We start from the raw sequence: 26,555 nt of genomic DNA, 5'->3' as shown, positions 1-26,555 counted from the left end.
CAGCCGGCAGCGGTCGGGCGCTCGGTACCGGCGGATCAGTCCCCGGGGACGACGACGGCGCGGCCGCGGATCGTGCCCTCGTGCAGCTTGCGGTAGGCCGCCGGCGCCTCGTCGAGCGAGTACCGCTCGACCTCGACGTGCACCTGGCCGGCCCGCGCCAGGTCGAGCACCTCCATCAGCTCCGTGCGCGTCCCCCAGTACGGCGCCCGCACCGACGCGCCCATCGGCGTGGAGAAGAAGCCCGTGGGCATCAGCCCGCCGCTGATCCCGACGATCTGCACGACGCCGTCCATGGCCACCGTCTTCCGCGCGATGTCCAGGGTGGGCGGCGCACCGACGAAGTCGAAGACCGCCTGCGCGCCGTCCCCGTCGGTCAGCGACCGGATGGCCTCGACGGCCGACGAGTCGGAGGGCAGGACGGCGTGCGCTCCCACCTCCGAGGCCAGCTTGAGCTTCTCCTCGTTGACGTCGAGCGCGACGACGGTGGCGCCCGTGATCGCGCGCAGGATCTGGATGCCGACGTGCCCGAGGCCGCCCGCGCCGATCACCACGGCGGTGCTCCCCGCGGGCAGCGCGTCGAGGCTGGAGACGATCGCGTGGTACGGCGTCAGCCCGGCGTCGGTGAGGGAGACGTTGGCCACCGGGTCCAGGTCGCCGAGCGGGACCACGTGCCGGACGTCGTCCACGATCACGTACTCGGCCAGCGCGCCCGGGGCGCCGAGGCCGGGCGGGCGGATCCCCAGCTCCGCCGCCCGCGGGCAGTAGTTCTCCGCACCCCGCGCGCAGGCGTGGCACAGCCCGCAGCCCCACGGGCCGTAGACGGCCACGGAGTCGCCCACCGCGACGCCGGTGACGCCGTCCCCGAGCGCGTCGACGACCCCGGCGCCCTCGTGGCCGAGGGTCAGCGGCAGCCCGTAGACGTACTGCTCCTCGGTCAGGCTCATGACGAACGCGTCGGAGTGGCACAGCCCGGCGGCGGTCACGCGCAGCCGGATCTGCCCCGGACCGGGCTCCGGGGTCTCGACCTCCACCACCTCGGGCTCGCTCCCGATGGTCCGGTACTGCACTGCGCGCATGCGGGTCCCCTTCGTCCGGAGGCGTCGGCAGGTCGACGTCCCCCTGAACGTAGGTGGCCGCCCCGGTGCGCACGGCAGGCCATCAGGACCTGCGTCCAGGGTCCGAGGTCACCGCCGGCGTCTTCGAGGAGGGTGTGCGACCGGGCTCGACCTCCTACCCCGGACCCAAAGCGTCCGGCTCGCCGACAGGGCGCTCGGACGACGAGTCGGCAACGTCCGCAGCTCGCTGGGGTCCGTCGGTGAGGGCGGCGAGTCCGGGAGCGACTCCGCCGAGATCGACGCACGTCTCCGTGGCACGACTGTCCCGACGGTGCCACGCCGGCCGCACACCAGGCGCGGAGTTGTCCGACCCGGCTGCTTGACTCGTCTGACCAGTGCGGGAACGGCATGCGGGAGGACGGCGGCAGACCCATGGACCTGGTGCAGACCCACGACGAGATCGACGAGCTGCGCCGGCGGCACCCCGCCTGGCAGCTGCTGCGCGCCGGCACCGCGCCGCTGGCGCTGGCGTTCCTCGGCCAGGTCTTCGTCGAGGAGAACACCCGCTCGGTGTCCCGCACCGACCTGGTCACCCGGCTCGACGACCTGCTCTCCGCCCTGGACCGGCCGGCCGGGGTCGGGGACGACCCGGACCGCGAGGCCAGGTACGCCCGCTCGGCGGCGGCCTACCTGGACGAGTGGTCGGATCCGGCCACCGGGTGGCTGCGCAAGTACTACCCGCCCGGTGCCGACGAGCCTGCCTACGACGCCACCCCCGCGGTCGAGACGGCGCTGTCCTGGCTGCGCTCCCTGCAGCCGGCGCCCTTCGTGGGCACCGAGTCCCGGCTGAACACGGTCGTCGAGCTGCTGCGGCAGATGGCGTTCGGCGCCGAGGCCGATCCGCAGGTCCGCCTGGACGAGCTGCACCGCCGTCGGCGGGAGCTGCAGGAGGAGATCGACCGGGTGAGCGCCGGGCAGGTCGACGTCCTCGATCCGGTCGCCCAACGCGAGCGCTACCACCAGTTCGCCACCACCGCCCGCGAGCTCCTGGCCGACTTCCGCCAGGTCGAGGAGAACTTCCGGGCCCTGGACCGGGCGCTGCGGGAGAAGATCGCCACCTGGACCGGCGGCAAGGGGGAACTGCTCGAGGAGGTGCTGGGCGACCGGCGCGGCATCGCCGACTCCGACCAGGGCCGGTCCTTCCACGCGTTCTACGACTTCCTGCTGTCCACCCCGCGACAGGAGGAGTTCGCCGACCTGCTCGCGCGGGTGCAGGGTCTGCCCGCCCTCACCGCGGCCGCGGTCCCCGACCCGCGGTTGCGGCACGTCCACCACGACTGGCTGGACGCCGCCGAACGGACCCAGAGCACCGTCCGGCAGCTCTCCGACCAGCTCCGCCGCTTCCTCGACGACCAGGTCTGGCTGGAGAACCGCCGGGTGATGGAGATCCTGCGCGGCATCGAGGCCAGCGCCCTCGCCATCCGCGGCACCCAGGGCCGGGCTCCGGGCACGAGCATCCCCGCGGCCGAGATCGACGTCGTGCTGCCCACCGAACGGCCGCTGTACCGGCCCCGGCGCCGACTCACCCTGGACAGCGACGGCATCGGCGAGGCCACGGAGCGGGCCGATCCGTCCGCCCTCTACGAGCAGGTCTACCTCGACCCGGCCCGGCTGGCGGCCGCCGTCGCCGACGGCCTCGCCCGCCGCCCGGTGGCCGCGCTGCCGGACATCCTGCGCGACCACCCCCTGCAGCAGGGGCTGGCCGAGCTGGTCGGCTACCTCGCGCTGCGCGACGGCGTGGACACGGTCGTCGACGACGACCGGCGCGACGAGGTGGCCTGGATCGGCGACGACGACGTCGCCCGCGCCGCCACGCTCCCGCACGTCGTGTACACCCGCGCCGGCGTCCCGCCGCCGCAGCCCGCCGCACCGCCCATCGACGAGGAGGGGCCGTGACCAGCTCCATGACCACCCGCCCGCGACACTCCGAGCTGGACCTGCCGCTGGTGCTCACCTCGCTGCTGCGCGGGGTCGTCGAGCAGGACAGCTCCCCCCAGGTGTGGCGCCACCTGCTCGGGCTGACCAGCCAGGTGCGCGACCACGTCGCCGTGCTCGGCCTCGACCTCGTCCTGGACGAGGTCGAGGGATACGCCTTCCTGCGCGCGCTGCCCGACGACCAGCTCGCCGAACTGCGTACCGGGAAGCCCGCGCTGCCCCGGCTGGTCCGCCGGCACGCGCTCACCTACCCGGTCAGCCTGCTGCTGGCCCTGCTGCGCAAGCGGATGGCCGAGTTCGACGCCAGCAGCGGCGACGTCCGTCTCGTCCTCAGCCGGGAGCAGATCATCGAGATGGTCACCGTGTTCCTGGCCGCCACCAGCAACGAGGCGCGCACCGTCGACCAGGTGGACGTCGCCATCGCCAGGGCGGTCGAGCTCGGTTTCCTGCGCCGGGTGCCCGGTGAGGCCGGGCGGTTCGAGGTGCGCCGCATCCTCAAGGCGTTCGTCGACGGTCAGTGGCTCGCCGACTTCGACGCCCGGCTGCGGGCCTACGCCTACGGCCCCGAGGGTCCGCCCGACGACGCGAGTGGCACCGTCGTCGGTGAACCCGAGCAGGAGGACCACCGGTGAGCACCCTGTTCCCCGCCGTCGACCTCGCCGCGGCGTCGTCGCCCGCCGGTGCCGCGCGACCGCCCCGGGTGGGCAACCGCCTGCACCGCCTGGAGCTGCTCAACTGGGGCACCTTCGACCAGCGCGTCTGGGCCTTCGCCCCCGGCGGCGCGGACAGCCTGCTCACCGGCGACATCGGCTCCGGCAAGTCCACCGTGGTCGACGCGCTGACCACGCTGCTGATCGCTCCCCAGCGGATCGCCTTCAACCGTGCCGCCGGAGCGGAGACCCGCGAGCGCGACCTGCGTTCCTACGTGCTCGGCCACTACAAGTCCGAGCGCAGCGAGACCACCGGCGCCTCCGCCCCGGTCGGGTTGCGCCGCGGCCCGACGTTCAGCGTGCTGCTCGCGGTGTTCGGCAACGAGGGCTACGGCGGGGTGGTGAGCCTCGCCGTCGTGCTCTGGCTCGCCGCCGGCCAGGCCGGGCAGCCCGACCGCTTCTACGTCACCTCCGAGCGAGACCTCACCGTCGCCCAGGACCTCACCGCCTTCGGTGGCGACCCCGCAGCACTGCGCAAGCGGCTGGTCGCCGGCAGCGCCACGGTGCACGACGGATATCCGCAGTACAGCCAGCGCTTCCGCCGGCTGCTGGGCATCGAGTCCGCCCAGGCGCTGGAGCTGTTCCACCAGACCGTGTCGATGAAGGCGGTCGGCGACCTGACCGGGTTCGTCCGGCAGCACATGCTCGAACCCTTCGACGCCCAGCGCTGGGTGGACCAGCTCGTCGACCACTTCGAGTCGCTGACCCGCGCCCACGACGCCGTGGTCGCCGCCCGCACCCAGCTCGAGCAGCTGGACCCCCTGCTGACCCTGGCCACCTCGTACGAGGGGCTCGCCGAGCGCATCGCCGCCCTGGCGGCGCAGCGGGTGGCGCTGCCGGCCTTCGTCGCCCAGCGGACCGTCGCGCTGCTGGAGGAGACGGCCGCCGCCTGCGCCCAGCGGCTCGGCGTCCTGGTCGCGGAGCAGCGGGAGGCCGACGCGGAGATCGGGCGCCGCCAGGCCGAGCTCGACGCCCTCGGCCGGGAGATGGACGGCCACGGTGGGGCGCGGCTGCGGGAGATCGCGCAGCGCATCGAACTGCTCGAGCCCGAACGCGACCGGCGGCGCCAGCGCAGCGCCGACCACGCGGCCGCCCTCGAGCTGCTCGGCCTGCCCCCGGTGGACTCGCCGGCCGCGTTCGCCGCCCGGCAGGCCCAGGTGGCCGCGGCGGCCGAGGAGCTGGCCGGTGCCCGCAGCGGCACGCGCGACCGGCGCGACCGCCTCGCGGTCGACTCCGACGCGCTGCGCACCCGGGAGCAGGAGGTCAACGCCGAGCTGCGGGCACTGCGCTCAGGAGGCAGCAACATCCCGGTCGCCGCAGCAGGGCTGCGGGCACGGCTGGCCGACGGCGTCGGTCTCTCCGACGCCGATCTCCCCTTCGCCGGTGAGCTCGTCCAGGTGCGCCCCGAGCACGCCGACTGGGAGGGGGCCGCCGAGCGGGTGCTGCGCGGGTTCGGCCTGTCGCTGCTGGTACCCGAACGCCACTACTCCGCCGTCTCCGACTGGGTCGACCGGCAGCACCTGCGCGGCCGGCTCGTCTACTACCGGGTCCCGGCAATCGTGCCGCCGCCCCGCCTGCCCCGCTCCGAGAACCCGCTGTCCGACGTGCTCGAGGTGCAGGACGGGCCGTTCGCCGCGTGGCTGCGCGCCGAGGTCCAGGCGCGGGCCGACCTGGCACGGGTGGAGACCACCGCGGCCTTCCGCCGGGCCGAGCGGGCGGTCACCCGGGCCGGGCAGGTCAAGGGCGGCGGCGGACGGCACGAGAAGGACGACCGCTTCCGCATCGACGACCGCCGGAACTACGTGCTCGGTTGGTCGACCGAGGCCAAGATCGACGCCCTGCTGGAGGAGGCCGCCGAACTCGGTCGGCAGCGGCGGGCCCTCGCCGAGCGCGACACGGCCATCACCGCGGAGGAGGAGCGCGCGGCGGCCCGGGCCGCGGCCATCGAGCGGCTGTCCACCGTGAGCACGTTCGACGAGCTGGACTGGCCCGGGCTGGTGCGGCAGATCGACGAGCTGGCCCGCGAGGCCGAGCGCCTCGAGGCCGCCTCGGGCGAGCTGTCCCAGCTGCGCCGGCGCGCGGCCGAGGTGGTCGAGCAGCAGCGAGCCGCCCAGCAGCGCCGCGACGGGCTGGTGGAGCTGACCGGCACGCTCAAGGGCGAACGACGACGCGCGGAGCAGGAGGCCGCCGCCCGGCGCGAGCTGCTCACGGCCGGCCCCGAGCCGGAACCGGCCGCCGTCGCCGCCCTCGCCGACGCGGTCGCCGCGGCACCGCCCGCCGACGTCGCCGGCTGGGACCGCTGGCGCGAGCAGCACCGGCAGCGGCTGGACAGCGAGCACTCCGGCGCCGTCGGACGGCAGAGCCAGACCGTCACCCGCCTGACCAGCGCGATGCACGACTTCCGGCTGGCCTGGCCCCTGCTCACCGGCGAGCTGGACGACGCCGTCGAGTCCATCGGCGGCTACCGCGAGCTGCACGCCCGCCTGGTCACCGACGACCTGCCCCGCTTCGAGGCGGAATTCCAGGAGCTGCTGCGCACCAACGCCATCCGGGACATCGCCGGGTTCTACGCCGAGCTGCGCAAGCAGACCGAGCTGATCGACGAGCGGATCGACCGCATCAACGAATCGCTCGCCGGTATCGACTACAACCCCGGCCGCTACATCCGGCTGGAGACCGAACGGACGCCGAACATGGAGGTCCGCACCTTCATCGCCGACCTGCGCGCCTGCACCGACGACGCGCTGGCCGGCTCGGGCGACGAGGACGACACCTACTCGGAGCGCAAGTTCCACCAGGTGCGCGCCCTGGTCGAGCGGTTCCGTGGGCGCGACGGCTCCACCGAGGCCGACCGTGCCTGGACCGCACGGGTCACCGACGTGCGCAACTGGGTGGTGTTCACCGCGGTCGAACGCTGGCGCGACAGCGACGAGGCGTACGAGACCTACACCGACTCCGGCGGCAAGTCCGGCGGACAGAAGGAGAAGCTCGCCTACACCGTCCTGGCCGCATCCCTCGCCTACCAGTTCAAGCTCACCTGGGGCGCGGCCCGCTCCCGCTCCTTCCACGTCGCGGTGATCGACGAGGCCTTCGGCCGCGGATCGGACGAGTCCACCCGCTACGCCCTGTCGCTGTTCCGCCGGCTCGGGCTCCAGCTGCTCGTCGTCACGCCGCTGCAGAAGATCCACGTCATCGAGCACGCGGTCTCCGCGGTCGGCTTCGTCGACAACCCGACCGGGGCCGGGTCCCGCGTGCACACCCTGACCATCGAGCAGTACCGCGCCGGCCGCGCGGCTCACCTGGCCGCCGCGGACCGGGCCGCCGGCAGCACCGCGGCCCCCTGACGTGGCGGCCGTCCGCAGGGCGCAGCCGGGCTGGACGACCTGGCCGGACGTCCGCGCCGCGCTGCGCAGCCGCTGGGAGAAGGGTGACCTGCTGCGCGCGGTGGTCACCGGCCGCCCGGTGGCCCCGCTGGAGCTCCCGCTGCGCGGGCCCTCCGCGCGGGAGCTGGCCGACCAGTTCGGCGCGGTGCAGGACTGGGTCGCCGGCTGGCGGGCCGCCCGGCTGGGCCCCGCCCGCCTCGAGACGGCGGCGCTCGGCGGCCGGCTCATCGGCGCCAACCAGGTGCCGCGGCGGGTGGTGCTCGACTCGGCCGCCGACGTGTGGACCAGTCTCGGCGTGGCCGCCGACGTGGCCCGGTTCGACGACCTCGTGGCCGCGACGGGAGCCGAGCTGCCCGCCGGCCTCGGCTGGGTGGCCGCTCATCCGCACGAGGCGCTGGCGCTGGCGCCGGAGTGGGACCGGATCCTGTCGGTGGTCGGCTGGATCCTGCGGCGCGGCGGACCGGCGGTGTACCTGCGCCAGGTGGACGTGCCCGGCGTCGACACCAAGTTCATCGAGCACCACCGCACGGTGATGGGTGCCCTGCTGGACCGCGTCCTGCCGGCCGAACGGATCGATCCCACCGCGCCGGCTCGGGACCTGGTGCGCCGGTACGGGTTGCGCGCCAAGCCCGACCTCGTCCGGTTCCGGTCGTTCGCCCCGGAGGACGGGCCGTACAGCGAACTGGCGGTGCGGGTGGAGGATCTGGCCCGCTTCCCGTTCGCGGCGCGCTCGGTCGTCGTGGTCGAGAACGAGGTCACCTACCTGGCCTTCCCCCGGGTGCCTGGGGCGGTGGTGGTGCTCGGCGGCGGGTACGCGGTGTCCCGGCTCGCGGCGCTGCCGTGGCTGGCCGACCGCGACGTCGTCTACTGGGGCGACCTGGACACCCACGGTTTCCGCGCCCTCGACCGGCTGCGGCGGATCGTCCCCGCGGTTCGCAGCATCCTCATGGACACCGAGACCCTGCTCGCGCACCGGCCGCACTGGTCGCGAGAACCGGTGCCCACCACCGACCACCTGCCGTTGCTCACACCCGGCGAGCAGGCGGTCTACCGGTCCCTGCTGGCCGGCGAGCACGGGGAGCAGGTGCGGTTGGAGCAGGAGCGCATCCGCTTCTCCACGGTCGAACGCGCCGCGCTCACCGCCTTTCGGGCAGTACCCCGGAGATGCGGCGACGAGGGAGCGAGACCCTGACCTGACCCCGGCAGCCCTCGCTGGAGTGCTCCTATCGGCCTCACCCCGTCGACGACGAACCTGCCCCCCGCCCTGGTCGCCGGGGCGATGCAGCACCTGGGCTGGGATGCAGCACCTGGGCTGGGTCGACGACTGGATCGGTGAGCACAACCGGGAGGACCAGACGTTCCCGGTGTGAAGAGGCCGAGCACGCCGGGTGAGAGCGCGAGGTGTGGCGCGGTACTGACCGTCGCGCCGAGCGCGGGGGTCACATCCCCAGGTGCACCGGGTTCAGAGCGGCCGGACCGGACCCGTGGTTACGGTCGAGGTCACCGTCGTTCCCGAGGAGGGTGCGTGCCGGACCTCGAAGCCCCGGTAGGACAGCGGCTGTCCCGCACCGCTCGGCTCGCCGGGGCCGCGCTGGGCCGGCGGTGGCGGCTGCCGCCGGCGACCGGGCCGGTGCGGGTGCTGCGCGGCGTCGGCGTCCCGATGCGCGACGGCGCCGACCTGCGCGCCGACGTGTACCTGCCGGCGTCGGGCGGTCCGCACCCGACCGTGCTGCTGCGGACCCCGTACGGCCGCGGGCCGCTGTCCACGGTGTCCTTCGCGTTGCCCTACGCGGCGCGCGGCTACGCGGTGGTGCTGCAGAGCGTCCGCGGCACGTTCGGCTCCGGCGGCGAGTTCGCCCCCGTCGTCAACGAGGAGCACGACGGGCAGGACACCGTCGCCTGGCTGCGCGACCAGACGTGGTTCGACGGGCGGCTGGCCACGCTCGGCCCCAGCTACCTGGCCTACACGCAGTGGGCGCTGGCGCTCGACCCGCCGCCGGAGCTGGCGGGGATGGTCCTCTGGGTGGGCCCGCACGACCTCGCCGCGGCCGGCCTGGTCGACGGCGCCTACCAGCTGCTCAACCTGGCCGTCTGGACCGAGCTGGTCGCCCACCAGGAGCAGTTCGGCCCGGTGCGTGGAACGGTCCGGCTGATGACGGCGGAGCGGCGGCTGGCCCCGCACCTCTCCCGGCTGCCGCTGACTGGGCTGGCCGAGCGGTTCGGCGGGACGCCGGCCCCGTGGTTCGACGAGTGGCTGGCCCACCCCGACCTCGCCGACCCCTACTGGGACCGCTACCGCGCCACCCCGGCCGTGCACTCCTCGACCGTGCCCGCCTTGCTCGTCGGCGGCTGGCAGGACTGGTTCCTCGAGCAGACGCTGTACCAGTACGCCGTCCTGCGCGACCGCGGGGTGGACGTCGAGCTCGTCGTCGGCCCGTGGGCGCACCTGACCATCGACACCGCGGTCGCCACGTCGGCGAGCCTGGCCTGGCTGGCCACCCACCTGCCCCTGGACGGCGCGCCTGCGCCTGCTCGCCCCGACCGGGTGCGGGTGTACGTCACCGGCGCGGGCGAGCTGCGCGCGATGCCCGACTGGCCGCCGGCCGGCCGCACCGAGCGCACCTGGTTCCTGGCCTCCGCAGGACGGCTGGCCGACGACCCGCCCACCCAGGCCTGCGCCGAGACGACCTTCCGGTACGACCCGATGGACCCCACCCCGTCGGTCGGCGGGCGGGTCCTGGCCCGCGGCGCCGGCCGGCGGGACAACCGGCGGCTGGAGGCGCGCGACGACGTCCGCACCTTCACCACCGCGCCGCTGGAGACGCCGGTCGAGCTGCTCGGCGGGGCCACGGTCCGACTCTTCCTCACCTCGGACGACCCGTACGCCGACGTCTTCCTGCGGCTGTGCGACGTCGACGAGCGGGGGCGGTCGGTCAACGTCACCGACCGGCTGGTCCGGCTCGACCCGCGCGAGGGCGAGGCGCCGGTGGTGGGGGAGCGGACCGTCGAGGCGACCCTGCCCGACACCGCGCACCGGTTCCTGACCGGCCACCGCATCCGGCTGCAGGTCTCCGGCGGCGCGCACCCGCGCTACGCGCGCAACCTCGGCACCGGCGAGCCGCCCGGCCAGGCCACCCGCGGCGTGCCGGTGACCCACCGGATCAGGCGCTCCGCCGCCTCGCCGTCCTCGCTCACCCTGCCGACCGGCTGACCGGTCGATCGGCCACGAGCTCCGCGGCACGGAAGGCCGACGGTCCGCAACTGCGCCGGCCGCTCTGGCCGTCGCAGCCGACGTCCGTCCTCGACGGCGCACGTGCCGAACCGCGCGAGAGGCGCGCCGTGCCGGGCGGACAGCCTGGTCCCTGGTCCGCGGTGCACGGACTCCTCCTGCCTCGCACGTGCTGCTGTCCGTGCACGGCAGCTAGGCCTGTGCACTCCGGCGAGCCGGGGACACGCAGCGGCGCAGGAGCCCCCGCTCCCGGCCGCTCCCCACGTAGGCCCCGCCATCAGAGGTCGTTGTCAACACCTCACCCCGATGTGTGGGTGGCGCCACTGACCTGGGGATTCGTGTTGTCGACCCGTCGCCGTAGCGGTAGTCTTCGAACACGTGTTCGAACGAGTCGGGGAGGTGTCGTGGCCGGTGCGCCGGGGATGAGCGCAACCGGTCCCAGCAGCAGGGCGACGCGCTGGTGCAGCTGGGCGACCTGGCCCTGACCGCCGGCACCCTGCCCATCCTGCGCGGGCACAAGCCGCAGGTGATCGTCACGATCGGCATCGCGGACCTCATCGACCCGAACGTCGGCTCCGGCGCCGGCGAGATGGGGTTCGGTGCGCACCTCTCCGCCGCCCGCGCCCGCTGGCTGGCCTGCGACGGGCAGGTCACCCGCATCGTCATGGGTCCCGACGGGCGGCCGCTGGACCACGGCCGCAGCATGCGGCTGTTCCCGCCGCACCTGCGCCGGGCCGCGGAGGTGCGCGACGGTGGGTGTGTGTTCGCCGGCTGTGGAGCGCCGATCTGGTGGTGCGACGTGCACCATCTGCTGGCGTGGGCCCTGGGTGGGGAGACCGACCTGGACAACGTCGCGCTGCTGTGCGAGCGGCACTCGCACGTTGTGTCCACCACGGCTTCCGCGTCGAGCGACAACCCGACGGGCGATGGCGCACCTGGCGGCCGGACGGCACCGAGATCCGCACCGGCCCACGCCTCTGCAATTCACCCCTGCCCGCTGCTGCCTGACCCTCGATCCACCGGCGTGGACGATCGGGTTGAGCGGCCCTGACCCCGGCCCCGGCCGCAGGGCCGCGGTCTGGGCACCCCGAGACCAGGCCAGCCGGGTCGGGTCCCTCACGTGGGGCTCCGGTGTCCGCACGTGTGGAGCCATCGGCAGGACCGCGGCCCTCTGGACCGCACCAGTCCGGGGCGGCTCCGTGCTGCACACTGTCGGTCCGGCCTCCGCATGTCGCAGCCGGCCGATCCCGCCGAGACCCGGGGACCGTTCGTTTCCCGCCCCAGGCGGTCCGTCAGCGGCAGGTGCGGCTCGGACGACGAGCGACCGGCACGGCCTGGAGTGTCGACGAGCTGCGCCTCACCGAGGCGCGGGCAGGTCCTCGAGGTCGAAGGCGGCGTGCAGGGCCGTGGTGAGGGCCACCTCCTGCTCCGGGAGAAGTCGGCCGATCTGCCGACCGAGCACCGACGTCGGTACGGTGACGACGTTGTCGCAGCTGACGACGCTCGGATGGTCGAGACCGTTGCCCGGCCCGACGGGCACCTCCGTCGACAGCCCGCGGATGGTGCTGGTGATGGGGGCGATGGTGACGCGGGAGAGGTACGGGCGGACCAGTTCGCGGGTCAGCAGTAGAACGGGTCGGGTCTTGTCCAGGTGGGCGAGGTGGATCGGGCGCATCAGTCGAGGTCGTCGAGCGGCGTCCGGGCGGCGTGCTCGGCGAGTGCATCGAGGTCGTCGTCCTCCTCGGTCGCAGCGGCGAGTATGGCGGCGTCGCGAGCCGCCGACTCTCGGCGCCGCTCACGCTGGAGCGCCCGGCTGACGACAGCGGCGCGGGACGGAGCCCGACCGTCGGACACCAACCGATCGATGAACTCTATGAGCTCCTCGGGCAGCCGGACGGCGATCTGCGTGCTCATGCTGCCGACGGTACCGCTGCGGGATGCAGACCGATGTCAGTCGAGCGCCGTCCCACGCCGACGGCAGCTCGACCGGACCTGGCCCGACCTGGTCAGCGATCAGGACGGCGTCAGCGCAGGCGATCTCGGGCGGCGATGACCTCCGCCCGGGTGGCGGCGGTCAGGTGGTCCGGGGAGCCGAGCGGCGAGAGCCCGTAGGCGAAGTCGGAGGGGTCGACGCCCAGGGCCTGCAGGATCGGCTTGGCGCGCTGCGCGGGGGTGGTGGCCCCGACGCCGAACCAGCCGGCCAGGTCCTTGACGGCGAGCCCGCTGTCCGAGAAGACGCCGTTGGCCTTGGCCACGATCCAGCAGATCGCCGCGGCCACGCTCGCGGCCCGGGCGCGGCGCACCAGCGCGGGGTCGGCCGCGGACACCTCGGCCAGCACCCGTCGGGCCGCCGTCCGGAGTTCGACGTCGAGCACCTCGTCGGCGAAGCGGTCGACGAGGTCCAGCACCTCCGCCACCCGCTCCCCGGCCTCGGCCGGCACGCCGTCCCAGCGGAACGGCTCGTCCGGGAGGGGTTCGTCGTCGAGCCGGTCGAGCGCCGCGGCGCCCCCGACGACCCGGCTCAGCTCCTCCCGCATGGGGGCTGTGAAGTCCTGCGGTGACGGCCACGGGCCGCCCGGGTCGAGCGCGCTCATGGCGGCGAGCAGCGCCTCCGGCCCCTGGGGCCGCGGCGTCCGGATCGTCTCCTGGTAGGCAGGCTCCAGCGCGTCGACGGCGGCCAGCGTCTGCGCGGTGAGCTCGGGGCGGATCCCGCGCTCGGCATGGCAGAAGCGGACGAAGGCCCGCAGCAGCTCGGGCGCGCGGGACAGGTGCGCCACGTCGGCGACGATCTTGCGGGGGATCCAGTCGGCCAGCAGGATCTCGACGGCCACCGGGCTCCAGCGCATCGGGTCGCCGGGGCCGTAGTCGGTGCCGAACCACAGCAGCGAGTCCAGCAGTGCCCGCGCGTCGGGGTCGCCCAGGCCGGCGCCGTACGGGGAGGCGAGGAAGCGGTCGGCGAGCGCCTGCTGGTCGGCCTCGGTCCACTCCGGACGCCGGTAGCCGGTGCCGCCGGCCGGCAGCAGGCCCACCGCCCACTCGACGAAGGGACGGCAGGCGGGCCAGGTGTCCGACTCCAGCGGCGGGTACGTCATCGCGCCTAGTTCGACCGCCTCGGTGATCCGTGCCCGGGCGTCGGCGGGGTCGATGTCCTCGAACGTCGAGTCCGGGTCGTCCATCGCCGTCCGCATGGCCTCGACCAGCTCCGGCAGTGGGCGGGGGGCGACGAAGGCGTCCTTCACCAGGGTGCCCAGGTTGTGGTCGACGTAGACCACCACCGAGACGTCCGAACCGTCGGTGAGCCGCACGCCGAAGACCAGGTCGTCCCCGTCGCCGAGCACGTGCCGCACCTGCACCGCCCGGTCGGTGGCCGACGACCGGTCCAGCTGCGCCAGCCACCGGGGGAGGACGTCGCCGCGCGCGGCGGTCTCCCGCCGGACCCGCGACCGCAGCACCTCGTCGCCGGACAGGCCGGCGATCCCCGCCAGCAGCGCGGAGGTCTCCGGGAGGTCGGCCTCGAAGAAGCTGTCCAGCAGCTCCTCCAGCGACGGGAGCCCGGGCTCGCGAGGCTGCAGGGGTGTGGGCCGGCCCGCTAAGACCTCGAGGAAGGAGCTCACCAGCCCCAGGAACGGCAGCGGGTGGTCGGCGGCCAGGGCATCGGCGACCTCGTCGATCAGGTCCGGGCCGCCCCGCCGGGACGGCGCCACGCGGGAGGTCCGCCGCGGCGCCCGGCCCTTGCCCGGACGCCGCGCCTTCTTCTGGCCGCCGGTGGGGCGGCGGGAGCGCTTCGGCACCGTGCCGAGGCTAGCGGGGACACGATCGGTTCCACCTCGTTCGAGGAAGGCTCGATCCAGATGATGGAGTCGTGGTGACCCCGCAGTCGGTCCGGCTGTCCGACGACGTCCTGCGCCGGCTCACCGACCTGGCCGGACGGCGCGGATCCTCGGTCTCCTCCACCATCGAGCGGCTCCTCGACGACGCGTTGCGACGCGAAGCGCATCCCGGCATCACCTTCCGCGACGGTTCCACCGGTCGACGGGCCGGCCTGGTGGCCGGTCCCGACGTCGACGAGGTCCTCCGGACCGTCCGCGCGGTGCAGGAGGAGGGCTCCGCGGACGTGGTGGCGGAGGTCGCCGAGACGACCTCGCTGACCGAGTCGCAGGTGCGCGGCCGTCGCCCACCACGCCGGTCACCGCGCTGAGGTCGACGAGCGGATCGCGGCGAACGAGCGGGTGGCCGAGGAGCTGGAAGCGGCCTGGCGCCGCCAGGAGGAGGTCATCGCCGGCTCGAGCCGGTGAGGCTCCTGCTCGACGCGATGGACCCGCGGCGGCTCGCCGAACGGCTGTTCGCCGGCGGCCACGACGTCGTCGCCGTCGTCGAGATGCCCGACGTGATCGGCCGGGCGGACGTCGAGGTGGTGTGCTGAGCCCGCGAGAACGGTTGCATCGTCCTCACGGAGAACGTCGCGGACTCCTCCGACGGGCATCGTCGAGCACTCCGGTCTGCTGCTGGTCAGCGCCGGCGCTGACCGCGGACTCGAGCGGCCCACCTCGGCTGCGGACCGTCCTGGGCACCTGCCTGGCGACTCGGACCGACCGGGAGTCGAGGGCCGGTCTCGTCGAGTGGTCGTGAGGGGCCGGCCGGACAAGACAGGTGACGAGGTTGACCAACCGGGTACCGTCCGGGTTGACACGGTTGACAGAGCAGGGAGGTCTCCAGTGAGCGCAGCCGGGGTCGAGCACCTCGACGTGTCCGCCGCCGTCCCGGCCAGCCATGCGCGGCTCGCCGAGTCACTGCTCCAGGAGCTGCAGCTGCGGGATCCGGACGGCTCCCGGCTGGGTCAGGTCACCGACCTCGCCGTCCTCGCCGCTCGGGCTGCCGACAGTGCCCTCGACACCGCCGAGGCCTGGACCGAGCACCTGGGTGGGTTCTACGACGCCACCACGGTGGGCAGGCTGCTGTCCCGCGGTGGCCGACCGGTCAGCCGTCAAGCGGTGCACAAGCGCAAGGGATTGCTGGCGCTGACCACCGGCTCGGGGCGAGTGGTGTACCCCGCCTTCCAGTTCGTCGGCGGCGGGGTGCTGCCGGGCCTGGACGCCGTCCAGCGGGCGGTTCCCGAAGAGCTGGCCAGCCGCTGGACGTTGGCGTCGTGGCTGGTGACCCCCCAACCGCAGCTGGACGGTCAGAGCCCGGTGCAGCTGCTCCGCGAGGGCAGCGTGGCGCCGGTCTTGACGGCCGCCCGGGACTTGGCCTCCTCGCTCGCTGCCTGATGCCGGCCACCGAGCCGCCGGACGACCTCGCCGGCTTCCCGCGGACGGCGCTCGACCCCGGGGCCACCCTGTTCCGCCTCGTGCTCGCCCGTGACCCGGTCACCGGGACACCGCGGGCCCCGTGGTTCTTCTCCAGCCTGCCCAGTGACCACCCGGGACGGTTCGACCTGCCGGCGCCGGACGGCTCCTGCTGCTTCTCCGACCGGAGGTACGGCGCCTGGCTGGAGGTCTTCCGCAGCACAGGGCTCGTCGACCGGGTCGACGTGGAGAAGCGCCGGCTGCTGACGGCCACCCGCACGGCCCCACCGCTGCCGGTGGCCGACCTGCGAGCGCCGCAGGCCCGCAGTTTCGGAGTGACCGATGACCTCTTCGCGGGGGACGACCACACCCTGCCGCAGGCGTGGGCGTCCGGGCTCCACCGCGCGCAGTTCGCCGGCCTGGCCTCTACGGCCCGGCACGATCCGACCGCCGTGGCGCGCACCGTGACCCTCTTCGGCCGATCCGGGCCGCGGACCAGGGTGCGCGGCTGGCACACGGCGGCGTCCCGGCCGACCGGTGACACGGCGTTGCTGCAGGAGCTCGCCCCCTTCGGCACCGGCGTGCTCTCCCGGCCCTACGACGTGCCGGTGACCTCCCTGCCCGGCTGACCGCGGGCCCCGCCCCGGCGGCCGACGGACGGAAGCCGGACGACGGCAGCGGCCGGTCGGCGTGGGAACGCTCGGGTCGGCGCCGTCCGTGGCACGGTCCTCCCGGTTCCGCACGCCGCACCCCGGGGGATCGTTGCCGCACCCACTCGCCGCCGTCCGGCCGACCGGGCGCTGAGCCGTGTACCGCCTCGACGGCCGGCTGGTCCTCAGCCCCACCGACCTGACCCGGCACCAGGAGTGCACCCACCTCACCGCGCTCGACCTCGCCGTCGCCGACGGCCGGCTGCAGCCCCCGGCCGAGGGCGTCAGCGACCAGACGGTGCTCGTCGCCGACCTCGGCATCGCCCACGAGCTGCGCTACCTGGAGTCCCTCGAGGAGCAGGGGCTCACCGTGGCCCGGCTGCACGGCCGCAGCGAGGCCGCCACCGTCGAGGCGATGCGCGCCGGCGTCGACGTCGTCCACCAGGCCACGCTGTTCGACGGCACCTGGGGCGGGCAGGCCGACTTCCTGCTGCGCACGCCGGCGCCGTCCGACCTGGGGAGGTGGTCCTACGAGGTCGCCGACGCCAAGCTGGCCCGCCGCGTCACGGTGCCGGCGCTGCTGCAGATGGCCACCTACGCCGACCGGCTCGCCACGCTGCAGGGCCGCGCACCCGAGCGGGTCTGCGTGGTCACCGGGGACGGCGAGTCGCGTCCGTGGCGGCTGGTGGACGTCGCCGCCTACGCCCGCCGCGCCCGCACCCGGCTCGAGGGCTTCGTCGTCGACGTCCCGGCCACCGGGCCGGTGCCCGTCGCGCACTGCGACCGGTGCACCTGGCAGCCGCGCTGCGCCGCCGAGCTGCGCGCCGGCGACGACCTGAGCCTGGTCGCCGGCATGCGCCGCGACCAGCGCACCGCCCTGCTCGCCGCCGGCGTCGCCACCCTCGAGCAGCTCGCCGACGCGACCGACGACGTCCTCGGGGCCACCGGCATCGGCAGGGCCACCCGAGAGCGGCTGCGCGAGCAGGCCCGCGAGCAGCTGCGCGGCCGCGTCGCCGGTGCGCCGACCCGCACCCTGCTGTCGCCCCAGCCGGCCCAGGGGCTGCTGCGGCTGCCCGAGCCCAGCCCCGGCGACCTCTACCTCGACTTCGAGGGCGACCCGCTCTCCGGCGACGGCCGGGGGCTGGAGTACCTGGCCGGCCTCGGCGACCGCGCCGGGCGGTTCACCGCCCTGTGGGCGCACGACGCCGCCGAGGAACGCCGCATGGTCGCAGAGCTGGTCGACCGGGTCGTCGCGGGCTGGCGGGAAGACCCCGGCATGCACGTCTACCACTACGCCGCCTACGAGGTCAGCGCGCTCAAGCGGCTCACCGGTCGGTACGGCGTCCGCGAGGCCGAGCTCGACCAGCTGCTGCGCGCCGAGCGGTTCGTCGACCTGCTGCCCGTCGTGCGCCAGTCGATGCGGATCAGCACGCAGTCCTACTCGATCAAGAAGGTCGAGGCCTGCTACGGGCGGGCGCACACCGGTGACGTCGCCGACGCGATGTCCAGCGTCGTCGAGTACGAGAAGTGGCTGGTCGACCGCGACCCGGGCCGCCTGCAGGCCATCGAGGACTACAACCGCGACGACGTCGACTCCACCCGCGAGCTGCACGACTGGCTGGAGAACCAGCGGGCCGAGTTGGCGGCGTCGCACGGTCCGCTGCCCCGGCCGACGGTCGCCGAGCTCGCCGTGCCGGCGCCGCGGTCGGACGCCGAGGTCGCGGAGCAGGCCCTGGTCGAGCGTCTGCACGACGCCGGCCACCCGCTGCTCGGCGACCTGGTGCAGTGGCACCGCCGCGAGGCCCGGCCCGGCTGGTGGGAGTTCTTCTCCCGCGGCGAACTGGAGGACGAGCAGCTCGTCGAGGACCGCACCGCGCTCGGCGGGCTCTCCAGCGGCGTCGAGGTCGGCACCGAGAAGCGCAGCAAGCTCTACGCGTTCACCTTCCCGCCGCAGGACACCAAGCTGTCGGTCGGGTCCAAGGCCTTCGACGTCGACACCCGGGCGCGGATCGGCGAGGTGCGGGAGATCGACGCCGTCGCCGGCCGGCTCGTGGTCAAGAGCACTCGGCCGCCGGCGGCGTCCCGCGGGCTCGGGCCGGAGGGTCCGCTCGACGACAAGCCCCTGCGCGAGTCGATCGCCGCGACGGCGGACGACGTCCTCGCCGGCCGGCCGTGCCTCGGGCGCGCGCTGCTCGACCGCGTCGTCCCCGCGGACACCCGGCGGCTGCCGGGGGAGGAGGCCGGGGACGCCGTCGTCCGGCTCGGGCTGGCGCTGGACGGGCAGGTGCTCGCGGTGCAGGGGCCGCCGGGCAGCGGCAAGACGCGGGCGGCGTCCCGGCTGATCCGCGCGCTGCTCGACGCCGGGAAGAAGGTGGGCGTCACGGCGACGTCCCACGCGGTGATCGGCAACGTGCTCTCCGCGGTCGGCCGGCCGGCGCTGCAGAAGTGCGAGGAGCACCAGGCCTGCGGCGCGCCCGGGGTGGACTGGTCCAAGGACGCCGCCGAGGTGGCGGCGCGGCTGCTCGACGGGTCGGCGTCGCTGGTCGGCGGGACGGCGTGGTTCTGGTGCCGGCCGGACCTGGCCGAGGCGGTCGACGTCCTGGTGGTCGACGAGGCCGGGCAGTTCTCGCTGGCCAACGCCCTCGCCGTCGCCCGCTCGGCGAGGTCGCTGGTGCTGCTCGGCGACCCGCAGCAGCTGGCGCAGCCGACGCAGGCCGTGCACCCCGGCGACTCGGGGCTCTCCGCGCTCGAGCACCTGCTCGAGGGGCACCCGACCGTGCCGGAGGACCGCGGCGTCTTCCTCGACCGGACCTACCGGATGCACCCGCGGTTGACCGCGTTCGTGTCCGATCTGGCGTACGAGGGGCGGCTGGAGTCGGCGTCCGGGCGTGAGCGGATCGCGGTGGACGGCTGGGCCAGCGGGCTGGCCGTCCGGTTCGTCGAGCACACGCGGGCGTCGGCGGCGGCGTCGTCCGAGGAGGCGGCGGCCGTCGCCGAGCTGTGGCGGTCGCTGCAGGGGGTCGGCTGGGTCGACGCCGCGGGGGAGCGGTCCGGAATCGGGCCGGACGACGTGCTGGTGGTCGCGCCGTACAACGACCAGGTCGCGCGGATCCGCGGGCTGCTGCCCGACGGCGCCCGGGTCGGGACCGTGGACCGGTTCCAGGGCCAGGAGGCGCCGGTCGTCGTCTACTCGATGACGTCCTCCAGCGCCGACGACGCTCCCCGCGGCGTCGAGTTCCTCTACGACCTGCACCGGCTCAACGTGGCGGTGTCGCGGGCCAAGGCGCTGGCCGTCGTGGTGATGGGCGAGCAGCTGCTCGACGCCGCCGTCCGGACGCCGGAGCAGCTGCGCCAGGTCAACGCGCTGTGCCGGCTCGTCGAGATGGCGACCGTCGTCGATGGCGACCAGCAGGCCCTCGGCCGGGAGCGCGACCGGGGCTCGCGTCGGAGCGGACAGCCTGGCGTGCCGCCGACGTGGTAGAGGAACGAGCAGGAGCCGAGGTCGCCGTCGGCGCCGACCTGCACGTCGCGCACCGAGTAGTCGATCGGGCCCTCGTACCCGGCGAACCACGCCCGCAGGTGGTCGACGGTGGCCCGGCTGCCGCGCGTGGTCAGCGGCGGCAGCACGCCGAAGGTGACGACGTCGTCGGCCGGACGGGTGGCCAGGGTGGCGCTGTCGCGGCCGCGGACGGCGCGCACGCGCTCCTCGACCAGGTCGCGCGATCCTGCTCGGCGCTCACGCCGTCTCGTCCAGCACGGTGGCCAGGTCGAGCCGGCGCTCCCAGACGGTGCGCCGGTCGGTGAGCCACTGCTCGGTCGAGCGCATGCCGCGCTCGCTGAGGGTGCAGGTGCGCACCCGGCCGGTCTTGCGCGACTCGATCAGCCCGCCGGCCTCGAGCACCTGCACGTGCTGCACCACCGCGGCCAGCGACATCCGCAGCGGACGGGCCAGCTCGCTGACCGACGCCGGCCCCTCGGCGAGCTGCTCGAGCATCCGCCGGCGGCCGGGGTCGGAGAGCGCGTGGAAGGCGCGGTCGAGGACGTTGGAGCTGGCAGGCACCCGGCCGACCGTAGCGGTCGAACGGCCAACACTCAAGTAGTTACTTGAGTAACCGCGCTCCTGCTCACGCATGCGCCGACCTCGCTCGGCCGATGGGCGGGACGGCGCCGGGCGGGGTGATCACCCACGTCTCTCCGCGGTGACCACGATCGCCGTTCCTCGTGGGTGCGGGCGCCGAGGTCGGGGGCCGACGGCTGCCGACCGCGCGGACCCTGCCCACCGGACGGCCGCGCTCAGCCCCGGCTGCCCGCGGCCCGGGCGGCCTCGTTCGGGTCGACCGGTGCGCGGCGGCGGCCGGTCACCGCACCCTCGGCCGCCGCCGCGCCGCGCGCCTCGGGGAAGAGCAGGTGGGCGGCCGCGATCACAGCCGCCATGCCGGCCAGGACGAGGGCGACGTCGAGGACCAGCACGAGGAGCAGCACGGAGGGGTCCCCTTCGATCGAGTCGTCCGGGCGCGGTGCGCACGCCGGCCCGGCCGCCGCACCGGCGGCGGCCGGGCGCGCGTCGAGCTCCGGTGCACGCGGGAAGCGGGCCAGGAGCGCTTCGGCCACCAGGCGGTGGCGCGCACAACAACGGTGGGTGTCCGTATCCTCACGTGAAGTGCGCGTTGTGCCCGGCTGGCCACGCCGACTCCGGATCGGCACCTCCCCTGTGCCGGGAGCGGCGGGCGGCGTCACACCGTCCGGGACGACGCCCTACCGGACCGACTCTTCCGAGGAGTGCTCGGTCCGCTCGATGCGCTGTTCGCACTCCTCGATCGGTCGGTCTCCCCACCGAGCTGGCGGAGGGAGCGGTCCTGGGGTCCGGTGATCAGCGCGTGCGGCTCGTTCGCCCCGACGTCGTCCGTCTCAGCGATGGGACACGGGCGCCGCACCGGTCGAGCGCTCGACAGCTCCTGCCGCACCGTGCCTTCCGAGGACGGCCCGGACCGCCCGGGCGTCGGGGGACCGGGATCCCCGCCGTCGCGCGACTCCCGGCACGTCCGTGCCCGGTCGGGTCACCCGCCCGAGCACGGGACGAGGTCGAGGGTGGCCCGCCCGTCCGTCACGGGGGTGAGGAGTTCCTGCAGTCGGGCGGCCTCGTCGGCGGGGAACCCGTCGGCCTGCCAGGCCGGCAGCTGGTCGACGATCTGCCCTGCGTAGTTCTGCACCTCCGCGGGCGGCGTCCCCCGGCCGACCTGCAGGCACGACGGGGGCCCGGTCGGCGCTGAGGGCGCCGGCGCGAGGCCGGTCATCGTGCGGAACAGCGCGAGCCGGGTCGCGGTGGCGTACCGGGGGTCGAGCCCCTGACCGCTGATGACGATGGGCAGCACCTGCAGGGCCGACCGCTCGCGCACGCCCTCGTCGCCGGAGAGGAGGCCCTGCAGCCCGTCCCGCAGCAGGGAGCCGGCCGGTCCGGCGGCGTCCGGTCGCGCCGTCAGGTCCGCGATGAGGCCGGTGACCGTCTGCGGTGGCGCCGGTGCGGACTCTCCGGCGGGGGACGGCGCCGGCGCCGGCGTCGAGGTCGCACCGTCGGTCGCCGTCTCGGTGGCCGGGGTCGCGCCGGCCGGGTGGGCGTCGTCCCCCGTCGTCGCGGCCACCAGGGCGCTCAGCCCCACGACCGCAGCGGCGATGGCCGTGACCAGCTCCACCCGGCGTCGCCGGCGCCCCGGGGCCGGCGCGGGATCGGGATCTCCCACCCGCGCCAGGGTACTGGGGACGGAGGGGCTCCGGCCGGTGCGGACGACCCCTCGTCCGCAGCCGAGCAGCCGCCGACCGTGCTCACCGCTCGGGCCGGCGCACGATGGCCCTCAGCGGCGGGTCGGGACGACGGTTCGGGGACCGGGCGAGCGGTCGGTCAGCGGCGGACCACCGCGTTGCCCGGGGTCTTCGGCGGGAAGCCGAGGGTGTGCAGCACCGTCGTCACCCCGGCATTGGCGGCCCCGGCCACCACGACCACGACGTCGTCCGGCGACCGCAGCACCGTGACCGGCTCGTCGTCGGGGATCGACGCGAGCCCCCCCTCCGCCGGTGCCGCGGTCGTGCTGGCGAAGACCCCCGCCGACTCCTGCCGGCTGGGGTAGAGCTCGGTCGCCTCGGCCCGGCCGGCCGCGCGCAGCACCCCCGCCGTCCGGCTGCTGTGCTCGACCAGGTACTCCTTGAGGTCCTGCTTGGAGAACCCGGAACCGGCCAGCTGCTGCGCGTGCTCCGGACCGACGACGACCACGACCCGCCGGTACCGCCGGGTCATCGGCCCGATCCGCGCCACGGTGTCGGCGATGTCGTTGAGGACCGCCCGGGCGTCACCGGTGTTGCGGTTGTCGACGTGCTCGGTGCTGCGCGTGTGCACCGCCGACACCGTGCTGACGTCGGCCGCGTGCCCCAGCTCGACGTGCAGCGGCTCCCAGGGGCTGTCCTCCTCGTTCTCCGCGATGCACAGGCTGTACTTGCCGGGGAACCCCTGGGTGGACTGGTCCAGCTCGTGCGGCCGGATCCCGTACGCGTTCAGGACGACCAGCCGGACGGCCCGGCCCACCGTCGCGTTCGCCCGGAACCCGGGGCCGAAGACGTTGCCTTCGGCGTTGAAGCCCAGCTCGGCGCGCACCGGCCCGTTGACCACGAGCAGCGGGCCACCGCCGGTGGTGCTCTGCCACCCGCCGTGCCCGGGCCAGCCCTCGTCGACGACCGCCTCCAGCGCGGCCAGCACCACCGGGAGGTACTCGGGCCGGCAGCCGGCCATCGCGGCGTTGACCGCGGCGGCCTCGACGGTGCAGCCGCGTTTGACCTGGCTCATCCGCCACACGACCTCGGACGGCGAGCGGTCGGTGTGCTCGAGGAACCGGCGCACCAGGCTCGGGATCGGCGGCACCACGGGCAGCCCGTCGGTCCACCCCCGGTCGAAGCACTCCTCGATGGCGAGGAGCAGGTCCTCCGGGCTGTACGAGGTCGGGCTGTAGGAGGTCTTGTCCTCCTGCTCCGTCACGACGTCGGCTCCTCCCTCGTGACGCCGGCCGTCCCCCCGTGACGACGGCGGCCGGTCACGTGCCGCCCTGCAGGATCTCGAGCACCTGGGGAGCGGCCAGACGCGCGTGCTCCTGGACGCCCTCGGCGTCGAGACTGCTCACCGGGTGCGGGACGACGGCGAACCGGTATCCCGGGGCGCCCTGGATCCGCGCCATCGCGTCGGCGCTCGGCCGGAGCGCGTCGGTGCAGATGGCCGCGGAGGGGACGCCGCGCTGCTCCATCAGGATGACGTCGGCCACACTGGCCGCGCTGCAGGAGCCCTAATCGCCGACCGCTTCGATGACCAGGTCGCACTCGGCGGCGATCTCGTCGAGCAGCCCCTCGGCGGCCGGCAACGTCGTCGGCACGCTGCGCCAGAGCACCTCCGACGGCGCCAGCTCCGGCTCCAGGATGGTGCAGACCGCCTCCAACAGCTGCCGCGCGTTGTGCTTGCCGTTGTCCATCAGCACCAGCCGCCGGCCCCGCAGGTCCGCGGGACGGTCGGCCAGCCCCACCGCCGCGCCCTCCGGCTGCACCGTCGGGTCCACCATCTCGAACACCGCCATCACCGACCTCCTCGGTCCGCCGTCGTCGATCGATCGGCCTGCCGCCGGCTGCCGCGGCGCCCGGGATCCTGCGTCCCGTCCTCCGCCGGCAGGGGCTCGCGGGCCACGCTAGGAGCGGCGGCCCCGTGCGACCAGGCCGTCCTCCGGGGGACGGAAGACGAACCCGGGTCCGCCGTGCCCCCGGGGCGGTGACCGGACCGGTCCCAGGGGCGGCCGGCGCCGGTCGCCGTCCTCAGGTCACGGCCAGGATGCGCAGGTCGTCCACGGCGCGGCGGACGTTGGTGCGGGCGCCCAGGCCGACCGGCTGCAGGCGGGCGGTCGCCCAGGTGACCACGGCCGGGACCGCCGGACGACGCAACCCGGGCACCGTCGGGCGGCGCACCGAGACCGGGTCACCGCCGAGCGACCGGACCAGCAGCGCGGCGACCACCGCGAAGCCTGAGACCGTGGTGAGCGCGAACGGCAACCCGGTGGACTCGGCGAGGAACCCCAGCAGCGGCGGGCCGCCGAGCAGGCCGCTGTAGCCGACGGTCGAGGCCAGGGCCACGCCGGCGGCCCCACCGAGGGCGCCGGCCCGGGCGATGGCCAGCGGGAAGACGTTGGCCAGGCCGAGGCCGACGAGGACGAAGCCGACCAGCGCGAGGGTCACCGACCCCGACCAGGCGGCCGTCACCATGCCGGCCGCGGCCAGCAGGGCGCCGCCGACGAGGAGCCGCTCCTCCCCGAACCGCACGACCAGGGCGCTGCCGGCCAGGCGGCCGCAGGCCATGGCCAGGGAGAACCCCGCGTAGCCGGCGGAGGCCAGGAGCGGGGTGGCGCCGAGGTCCTCCCGCAGGTACAGCGCCCCCCAGTCGGTGAGCGCCCCCTCGCCGTAGGCGGTGCACCCGGCGATCGCGCCGAGCACCACGAGAACCGCCGTAGGACCGCGGCGATCGGGGCGCTCCTCCGTGGGACCGGCGGCGCTCCGCGGCGCCGCGGCGTCGGCGCGGGCCAGCGCCGGCCCGATCCAGGCGAGGACCGCCAGCCCGGCGACGACGACGCCGGCCAGGTGCGGCGCGACGCCCACCGCGCCCGAGAGCAGGCCGCCGACCAGGGCTCCGGCCAGGCCCCCGAAGCTGAACCCGGCGTGCAGCGAGGGCAGCAGGGGCCGGCCCCAGCGGGCCTCCACCTGCACGCCGAGGCTGTTGGCCGCCACGTTCACCGCGCCGGTCGCGGCGCCGAAGACGAGCAGCGCCGCACAGAGCTGCGGCACGGAGGTGGCCGTGCCGGGCAGCACCACTGCGAGGGCGAGGAGCACGGCGGCTGCCAGGGCGACCCGGCCGGCGCCCAGCCGGGCGGCCAGCGCGCCGGTCACCTGCATGCAGGCCAGCGCGCCCAGGGACAGGCACAGGACGGCGATCCCCAGCGCGCCGTGCGAGGCGCCGACCCGGGCGCTGACGTCGGGGATGCGGGCGGCCCAGGTGCCGAAGACGAACCCGTCCAGCGCGAACAGGACGGCGACGGCGACCCGCAGCCTCCGCAGCGGGCCGGGGAGGTCGAGGGAGGAACGGGCACGGTCGAGAACGGGCAGGGTCATGCCGGGGTACCTCTCGCACGGGGATGTGCGCGCATCCGGGCCCTCCATCGGGCGGGCGCGCTCGCCGTCTCGGGACGGCTCGACGGGACAGGGGAGGCGCGGTCCCGGTGTCCTCCTGTGGACGCCGGCACGTCGCCTCCGCCGGACCCCAACCGGCGACGGGGCGGCACGACTTCCTGCACCCGGCCGTGACGTCACCCACCCACCCCACCCGTGGAGGAGGTCCGTGGGCGTGACCCCCACGAATCTCCTCCGTCACGGCCAGGGGGTCGTGCTCGACCGCAGGCGTCCGGCGATCGACTCCGCGTCGTCGAGTTGCCCGGAGGCGACCGCCACGATGAGGTCGTAGGCCTCATCGTTCGTCAAGGTCAGCCGGTACCCGTTGACGCCGTAGAACGCGATCGTCGCGGCCAGCGAGAGCCTCTTGTTGCCGTCGGCCAGCCCGTGGTTGCGGGCGAGCGAGTGCAGCAGCGCCGCCGCCTTGTCGTGGATGGACCGGTAGGCGTCCTCCCCGAACGCCGTGGCTCGGGGTCTGGCGACCGCGGATTCCAAGAGACCGATGTCACGCACCTGGACCTCACCGAGCGTCCGCCTGGCGACGTGCAGGAGGTCGTCCAGGTCGAGGTGGATCACCGGCCAAGCCGCTCCAGGGCCTCGGCATAGCGCGGCAGTTCCTCGTCTAGCACGCGGTCCAGCAACTCACGTCTGCTGGTCCGCTCGACGTAGTCCCGGATCGCCTGCCGAGCGACCTCCTGCATCGACCGGCCTTCCAGCTCAGCCCTGCGGCGCAGCGCTTCGGTCTCCTGCTCGTCGAGGCGGAGGGTCATGGCCACGGTGCAATGGTATCGGCTGTGATACCGCTCGTTGCCCGGCCCGGGAACGCCGGCTTCAGCAGGCCGCTGCGGTCCCCGCAGATCTCGGGCTGCGGCAACCGCGCCGACGACCCAGATCGGACTGCCAGGCTGAGCGGGTGACCGGGGGAGACGGCGACCAGCCGATGCGACCGATCGGCGCGCCGGTCAGGGCGCCGCGCCACCCGCCCTGCCCCAACCGCGGTGGCGTCGA

Annotated in this window: 24 protein-coding genes and 1 pseudogene; 11 read left to right on the top strand and 14 right to left on the bottom strand. The window is 74.9% G+C overall.

All coding sequences use genetic code 11. From position 1 onward, the window contains the following. Positions 1-35 precede the first annotated feature (35 nt). A complete protein-coding gene (locus DQ238_RS11375) occupies positions 36-1,076 on the bottom strand; it encodes an NAD(P)-dependent alcohol dehydrogenase (protein ID WP_113781377.1) in 1,041 nt (346 codons plus the stop codon). A 411-nt stretch (positions 1,077-1,487) separates the two neighbouring features. Here DQ238_RS11375 and DQ238_RS11370 point away from each other — a divergent pair, with 411 nt between their 5' ends. From DQ238_RS11370 to DQ238_RS11345, 6 genes are all read left to right on the top strand, one after another. After that, complete coding sequence (locus DQ238_RS11370; RefSeq protein WP_113781376.1) at positions 1,488-3,011, top strand: DUF3375 domain-containing protein; 1,524 nt, start codon at positions 1,488-1,490, stop codon at positions 3,009-3,011. Then, positions 3,008-3,682, top strand: coding sequence for a DUF4194 domain-containing protein (locus DQ238_RS11365; protein ID WP_233495888.1), 675 nt, complete (start codon positions 3,008-3,010; stop codon positions 3,680-3,682). Before DQ238_RS11370 ends, DQ238_RS11365 begins: the two co-directional genes overlap by 4 nt. Beyond that, entirely contained in the window at positions 3,679-7,104 is a 3,426-nt protein-coding gene (locus tag DQ238_RS11360; protein WP_233495887.1) for an ATP-binding protein, read from the top strand. Before DQ238_RS11365 ends, DQ238_RS11360 begins: the two co-directional genes overlap by 4 nt. Position 7,105: 1 nt before the next feature. Then, positions 7,106-8,335: a Wadjet anti-phage system protein JetD domain-containing protein gene (locus DQ238_RS11355; protein ID WP_113781375.1), complete on the top strand. Its 1,230-nt coding sequence runs from the start codon at positions 7,106-7,108 to the stop codon at positions 8,333-8,335. A 333-nt stretch (positions 8,336-8,668) separates the two neighbouring features. Further along, positions 8,669-10,354 (top strand): CocE/NonD family hydrolase, encoded by a 1,686-nt coding sequence (locus tag DQ238_RS11350; RefSeq protein ID WP_113781374.1) that lies wholly within the window; start codon positions 8,669-8,671, stop codon positions 10,352-10,354. A gap of 478 nt (positions 10,355-10,832) precedes the next feature. Beyond that, entirely contained in the window at positions 10,833-11,423 is a 591-nt protein-coding gene (locus tag DQ238_RS11345; protein ID WP_370447515.1) for a DUF222 domain-containing protein, read from the top strand. Positions 11,424-11,729: 306 nt separating this feature from the next. On the opposite strand, the gene DQ238_RS11340 is transcribed toward DQ238_RS11345, so the two are convergent. The 3 genes from DQ238_RS11340 to DQ238_RS11330 all read right to left on the bottom strand — a co-directional run bounded on the left by DQ238_RS11340 (position 11,730) and on the right by DQ238_RS11330 (position 14,163). Continuing rightward, the gene (locus DQ238_RS11340) at positions 11,730-12,047 is read right to left on the bottom strand and encodes a type II toxin-antitoxin system PemK/MazF family toxin (protein ID WP_113781373.1); all 318 of its coding nucleotides are present in this window, start codon (positions 12,045-12,047) and stop codon (positions 11,730-11,732) included. Beyond that, on the bottom strand, positions 12,047-12,286 hold the full coding sequence (locus DQ238_RS11335; RefSeq protein ID WP_113781372.1) for a ribbon-helix-helix domain-containing protein: 240 nt from the start codon (positions 12,284-12,286) through the stop codon (positions 12,047-12,049). Before DQ238_RS11335 ends, DQ238_RS11340 begins: the two co-directional genes overlap by 1 nt. Before the next feature lie 110 nt (positions 12,287-12,396). Next, on the bottom strand, positions 12,397-14,163 hold the full coding sequence (locus tag DQ238_RS11330) for a DUF6398 domain-containing protein (protein ID WP_113781371.1): 1,767 nt from the start codon (positions 14,161-14,163) through the stop codon (positions 12,397-12,399). 74 nt (positions 14,164-14,237) lie between these two features. Between DQ238_RS11330 and DQ238_RS11325 the strand changes: the two genes are divergently transcribed. From DQ238_RS11325 to DQ238_RS11310, 5 genes are all read left to right on the top strand, one after another. Beyond that, the gene (locus DQ238_RS11325) at positions 14,238-14,570 is read left to right on the top strand and encodes a ribbon-helix-helix protein, CopG family (protein ID WP_233495886.1); all 333 of its coding nucleotides are present in this window, start codon (positions 14,238-14,240) and stop codon (positions 14,568-14,570) included. 93 nt (positions 14,571-14,663) lie between these two features. After that, positions 14,664-14,795: a hypothetical protein gene (locus DQ238_RS24075; RefSeq protein WP_255418043.1), complete on the top strand. Its 132-nt coding sequence runs from the start codon at positions 14,664-14,666 to the stop codon at positions 14,793-14,795. Positions 14,796-15,087: 292 nt separating this feature from the next. Continuing rightward, positions 15,088-15,639, top strand: a complete 552-nt coding sequence (locus DQ238_RS11320; protein WP_113781370.1) for an antitoxin Xre/MbcA/ParS toxin-binding domain-containing protein — start codon at positions 15,088-15,090, stop codon at positions 15,637-15,639. After that, entirely contained in the window at positions 15,639-16,286 is a 648-nt protein-coding gene (locus DQ238_RS11315) for an RES domain-containing protein (protein ID WP_113781369.1), read from the top strand. The genes DQ238_RS11320 and DQ238_RS11315 overlap by 1 nt, the downstream gene beginning before the upstream one ends. A 178-nt stretch (positions 16,287-16,464) precedes the next feature. Continuing rightward, positions 16,465-19,788 (top strand): TM0106 family RecB-like putative nuclease, encoded by a 3,324-nt coding sequence (locus DQ238_RS11310; protein WP_113781368.1) that lies wholly within the window; start codon positions 16,465-16,467, stop codon positions 19,786-19,788. 23 nt (positions 19,789-19,811) lie between these two features. On the opposite strand, the pseudogene DQ238_RS24385 reads toward DQ238_RS11310, so the two are convergent. From DQ238_RS24385 to DQ238_RS11265, 10 genes and pseudogenes are all read right to left on the bottom strand, one after another. After that, positions 19,812-20,021: pseudogene (locus DQ238_RS24385) on the bottom strand (nuclear transport factor 2 family protein); the annotation flags it as partial. Between the two features lie 22 nt (positions 20,022-20,043). Next, positions 20,044-20,367 (bottom strand): metalloregulator ArsR/SmtB family transcription factor, encoded by a 324-nt coding sequence (locus DQ238_RS11305; RefSeq protein ID WP_199506283.1) that lies wholly within the window; start codon positions 20,365-20,367, stop codon positions 20,044-20,046. 233 nt (positions 20,368-20,600) lie between these two features. Then, the gene (locus DQ238_RS11300; RefSeq protein ID WP_113781366.1) at positions 20,601-20,918 is read right to left on the bottom strand and encodes a hypothetical protein; all 318 of its coding nucleotides are present in this window, start codon (positions 20,916-20,918) and stop codon (positions 20,601-20,603) included. A 446-nt stretch (positions 20,919-21,364) separates the two neighbouring features. Next, a complete protein-coding gene (locus tag DQ238_RS11295; protein ID WP_233495885.1) occupies positions 21,365-22,045 on the bottom strand; it encodes a hypothetical protein in 681 nt (226 codons plus the stop codon). Between the two features lie 158 nt (positions 22,046-22,203). After that, positions 22,204-23,328, bottom strand: a complete 1,125-nt coding sequence (locus DQ238_RS11290; RefSeq protein ID WP_199506282.1) for a hypothetical protein — start codon at positions 23,326-23,328, stop codon at positions 22,204-22,206. Positions 23,329-23,383: 55 nt separating this feature from the next. Next, positions 23,384-23,608, bottom strand: a complete 225-nt coding sequence (locus tag DQ238_RS11285; RefSeq protein ID WP_113781365.1) for a hypothetical protein — start codon at positions 23,606-23,608, stop codon at positions 23,384-23,386. Between the two features lie 21 nt (positions 23,609-23,629). Further along, positions 23,630-23,914 (bottom strand): hypothetical protein, encoded by a 285-nt coding sequence (locus DQ238_RS11280; protein ID WP_113781364.1) that lies wholly within the window; start codon positions 23,912-23,914, stop codon positions 23,630-23,632. Between the two features lie 232 nt (positions 23,915-24,146). After that, positions 24,147-25,490 carry an MFS transporter gene (locus tag DQ238_RS11275; protein ID WP_113781363.1) on the bottom strand — a complete coding sequence of 448 codons (1,344 nt, stop codon included), beginning with the start codon at positions 25,488-25,490 and terminating at the stop codon, positions 24,147-24,149. 255 nt (positions 25,491-25,745) lie between these two features. Continuing rightward, entirely contained in the window at positions 25,746-26,123 is a 378-nt protein-coding gene (locus DQ238_RS11270; protein ID WP_113781362.1) for a type II toxin-antitoxin system death-on-curing family toxin, read from the bottom strand. Next, entirely contained in the window at positions 26,120-26,317 is a 198-nt protein-coding gene (locus DQ238_RS11265; protein ID WP_113781406.1) for a ribbon-helix-helix protein, CopG family, read from the bottom strand. The genes DQ238_RS11270 and DQ238_RS11265 overlap by 4 nt, the downstream gene beginning before the upstream one ends. Positions 26,318-26,555: the final 238 nt, after the last annotated feature.

This window comes from Geodermatophilus sp. TF02-6 (assembly GCF_003319115.1).
GTDB lineage: Bacteria > Actinomycetota > Actinomycetes > Mycobacteriales > Geodermatophilaceae > Geodermatophilus.
The sequence above is the reverse complement of the archived record's forward strand: the minus strand, read 5'-3'. Positions and strand labels throughout refer to the sequence as shown.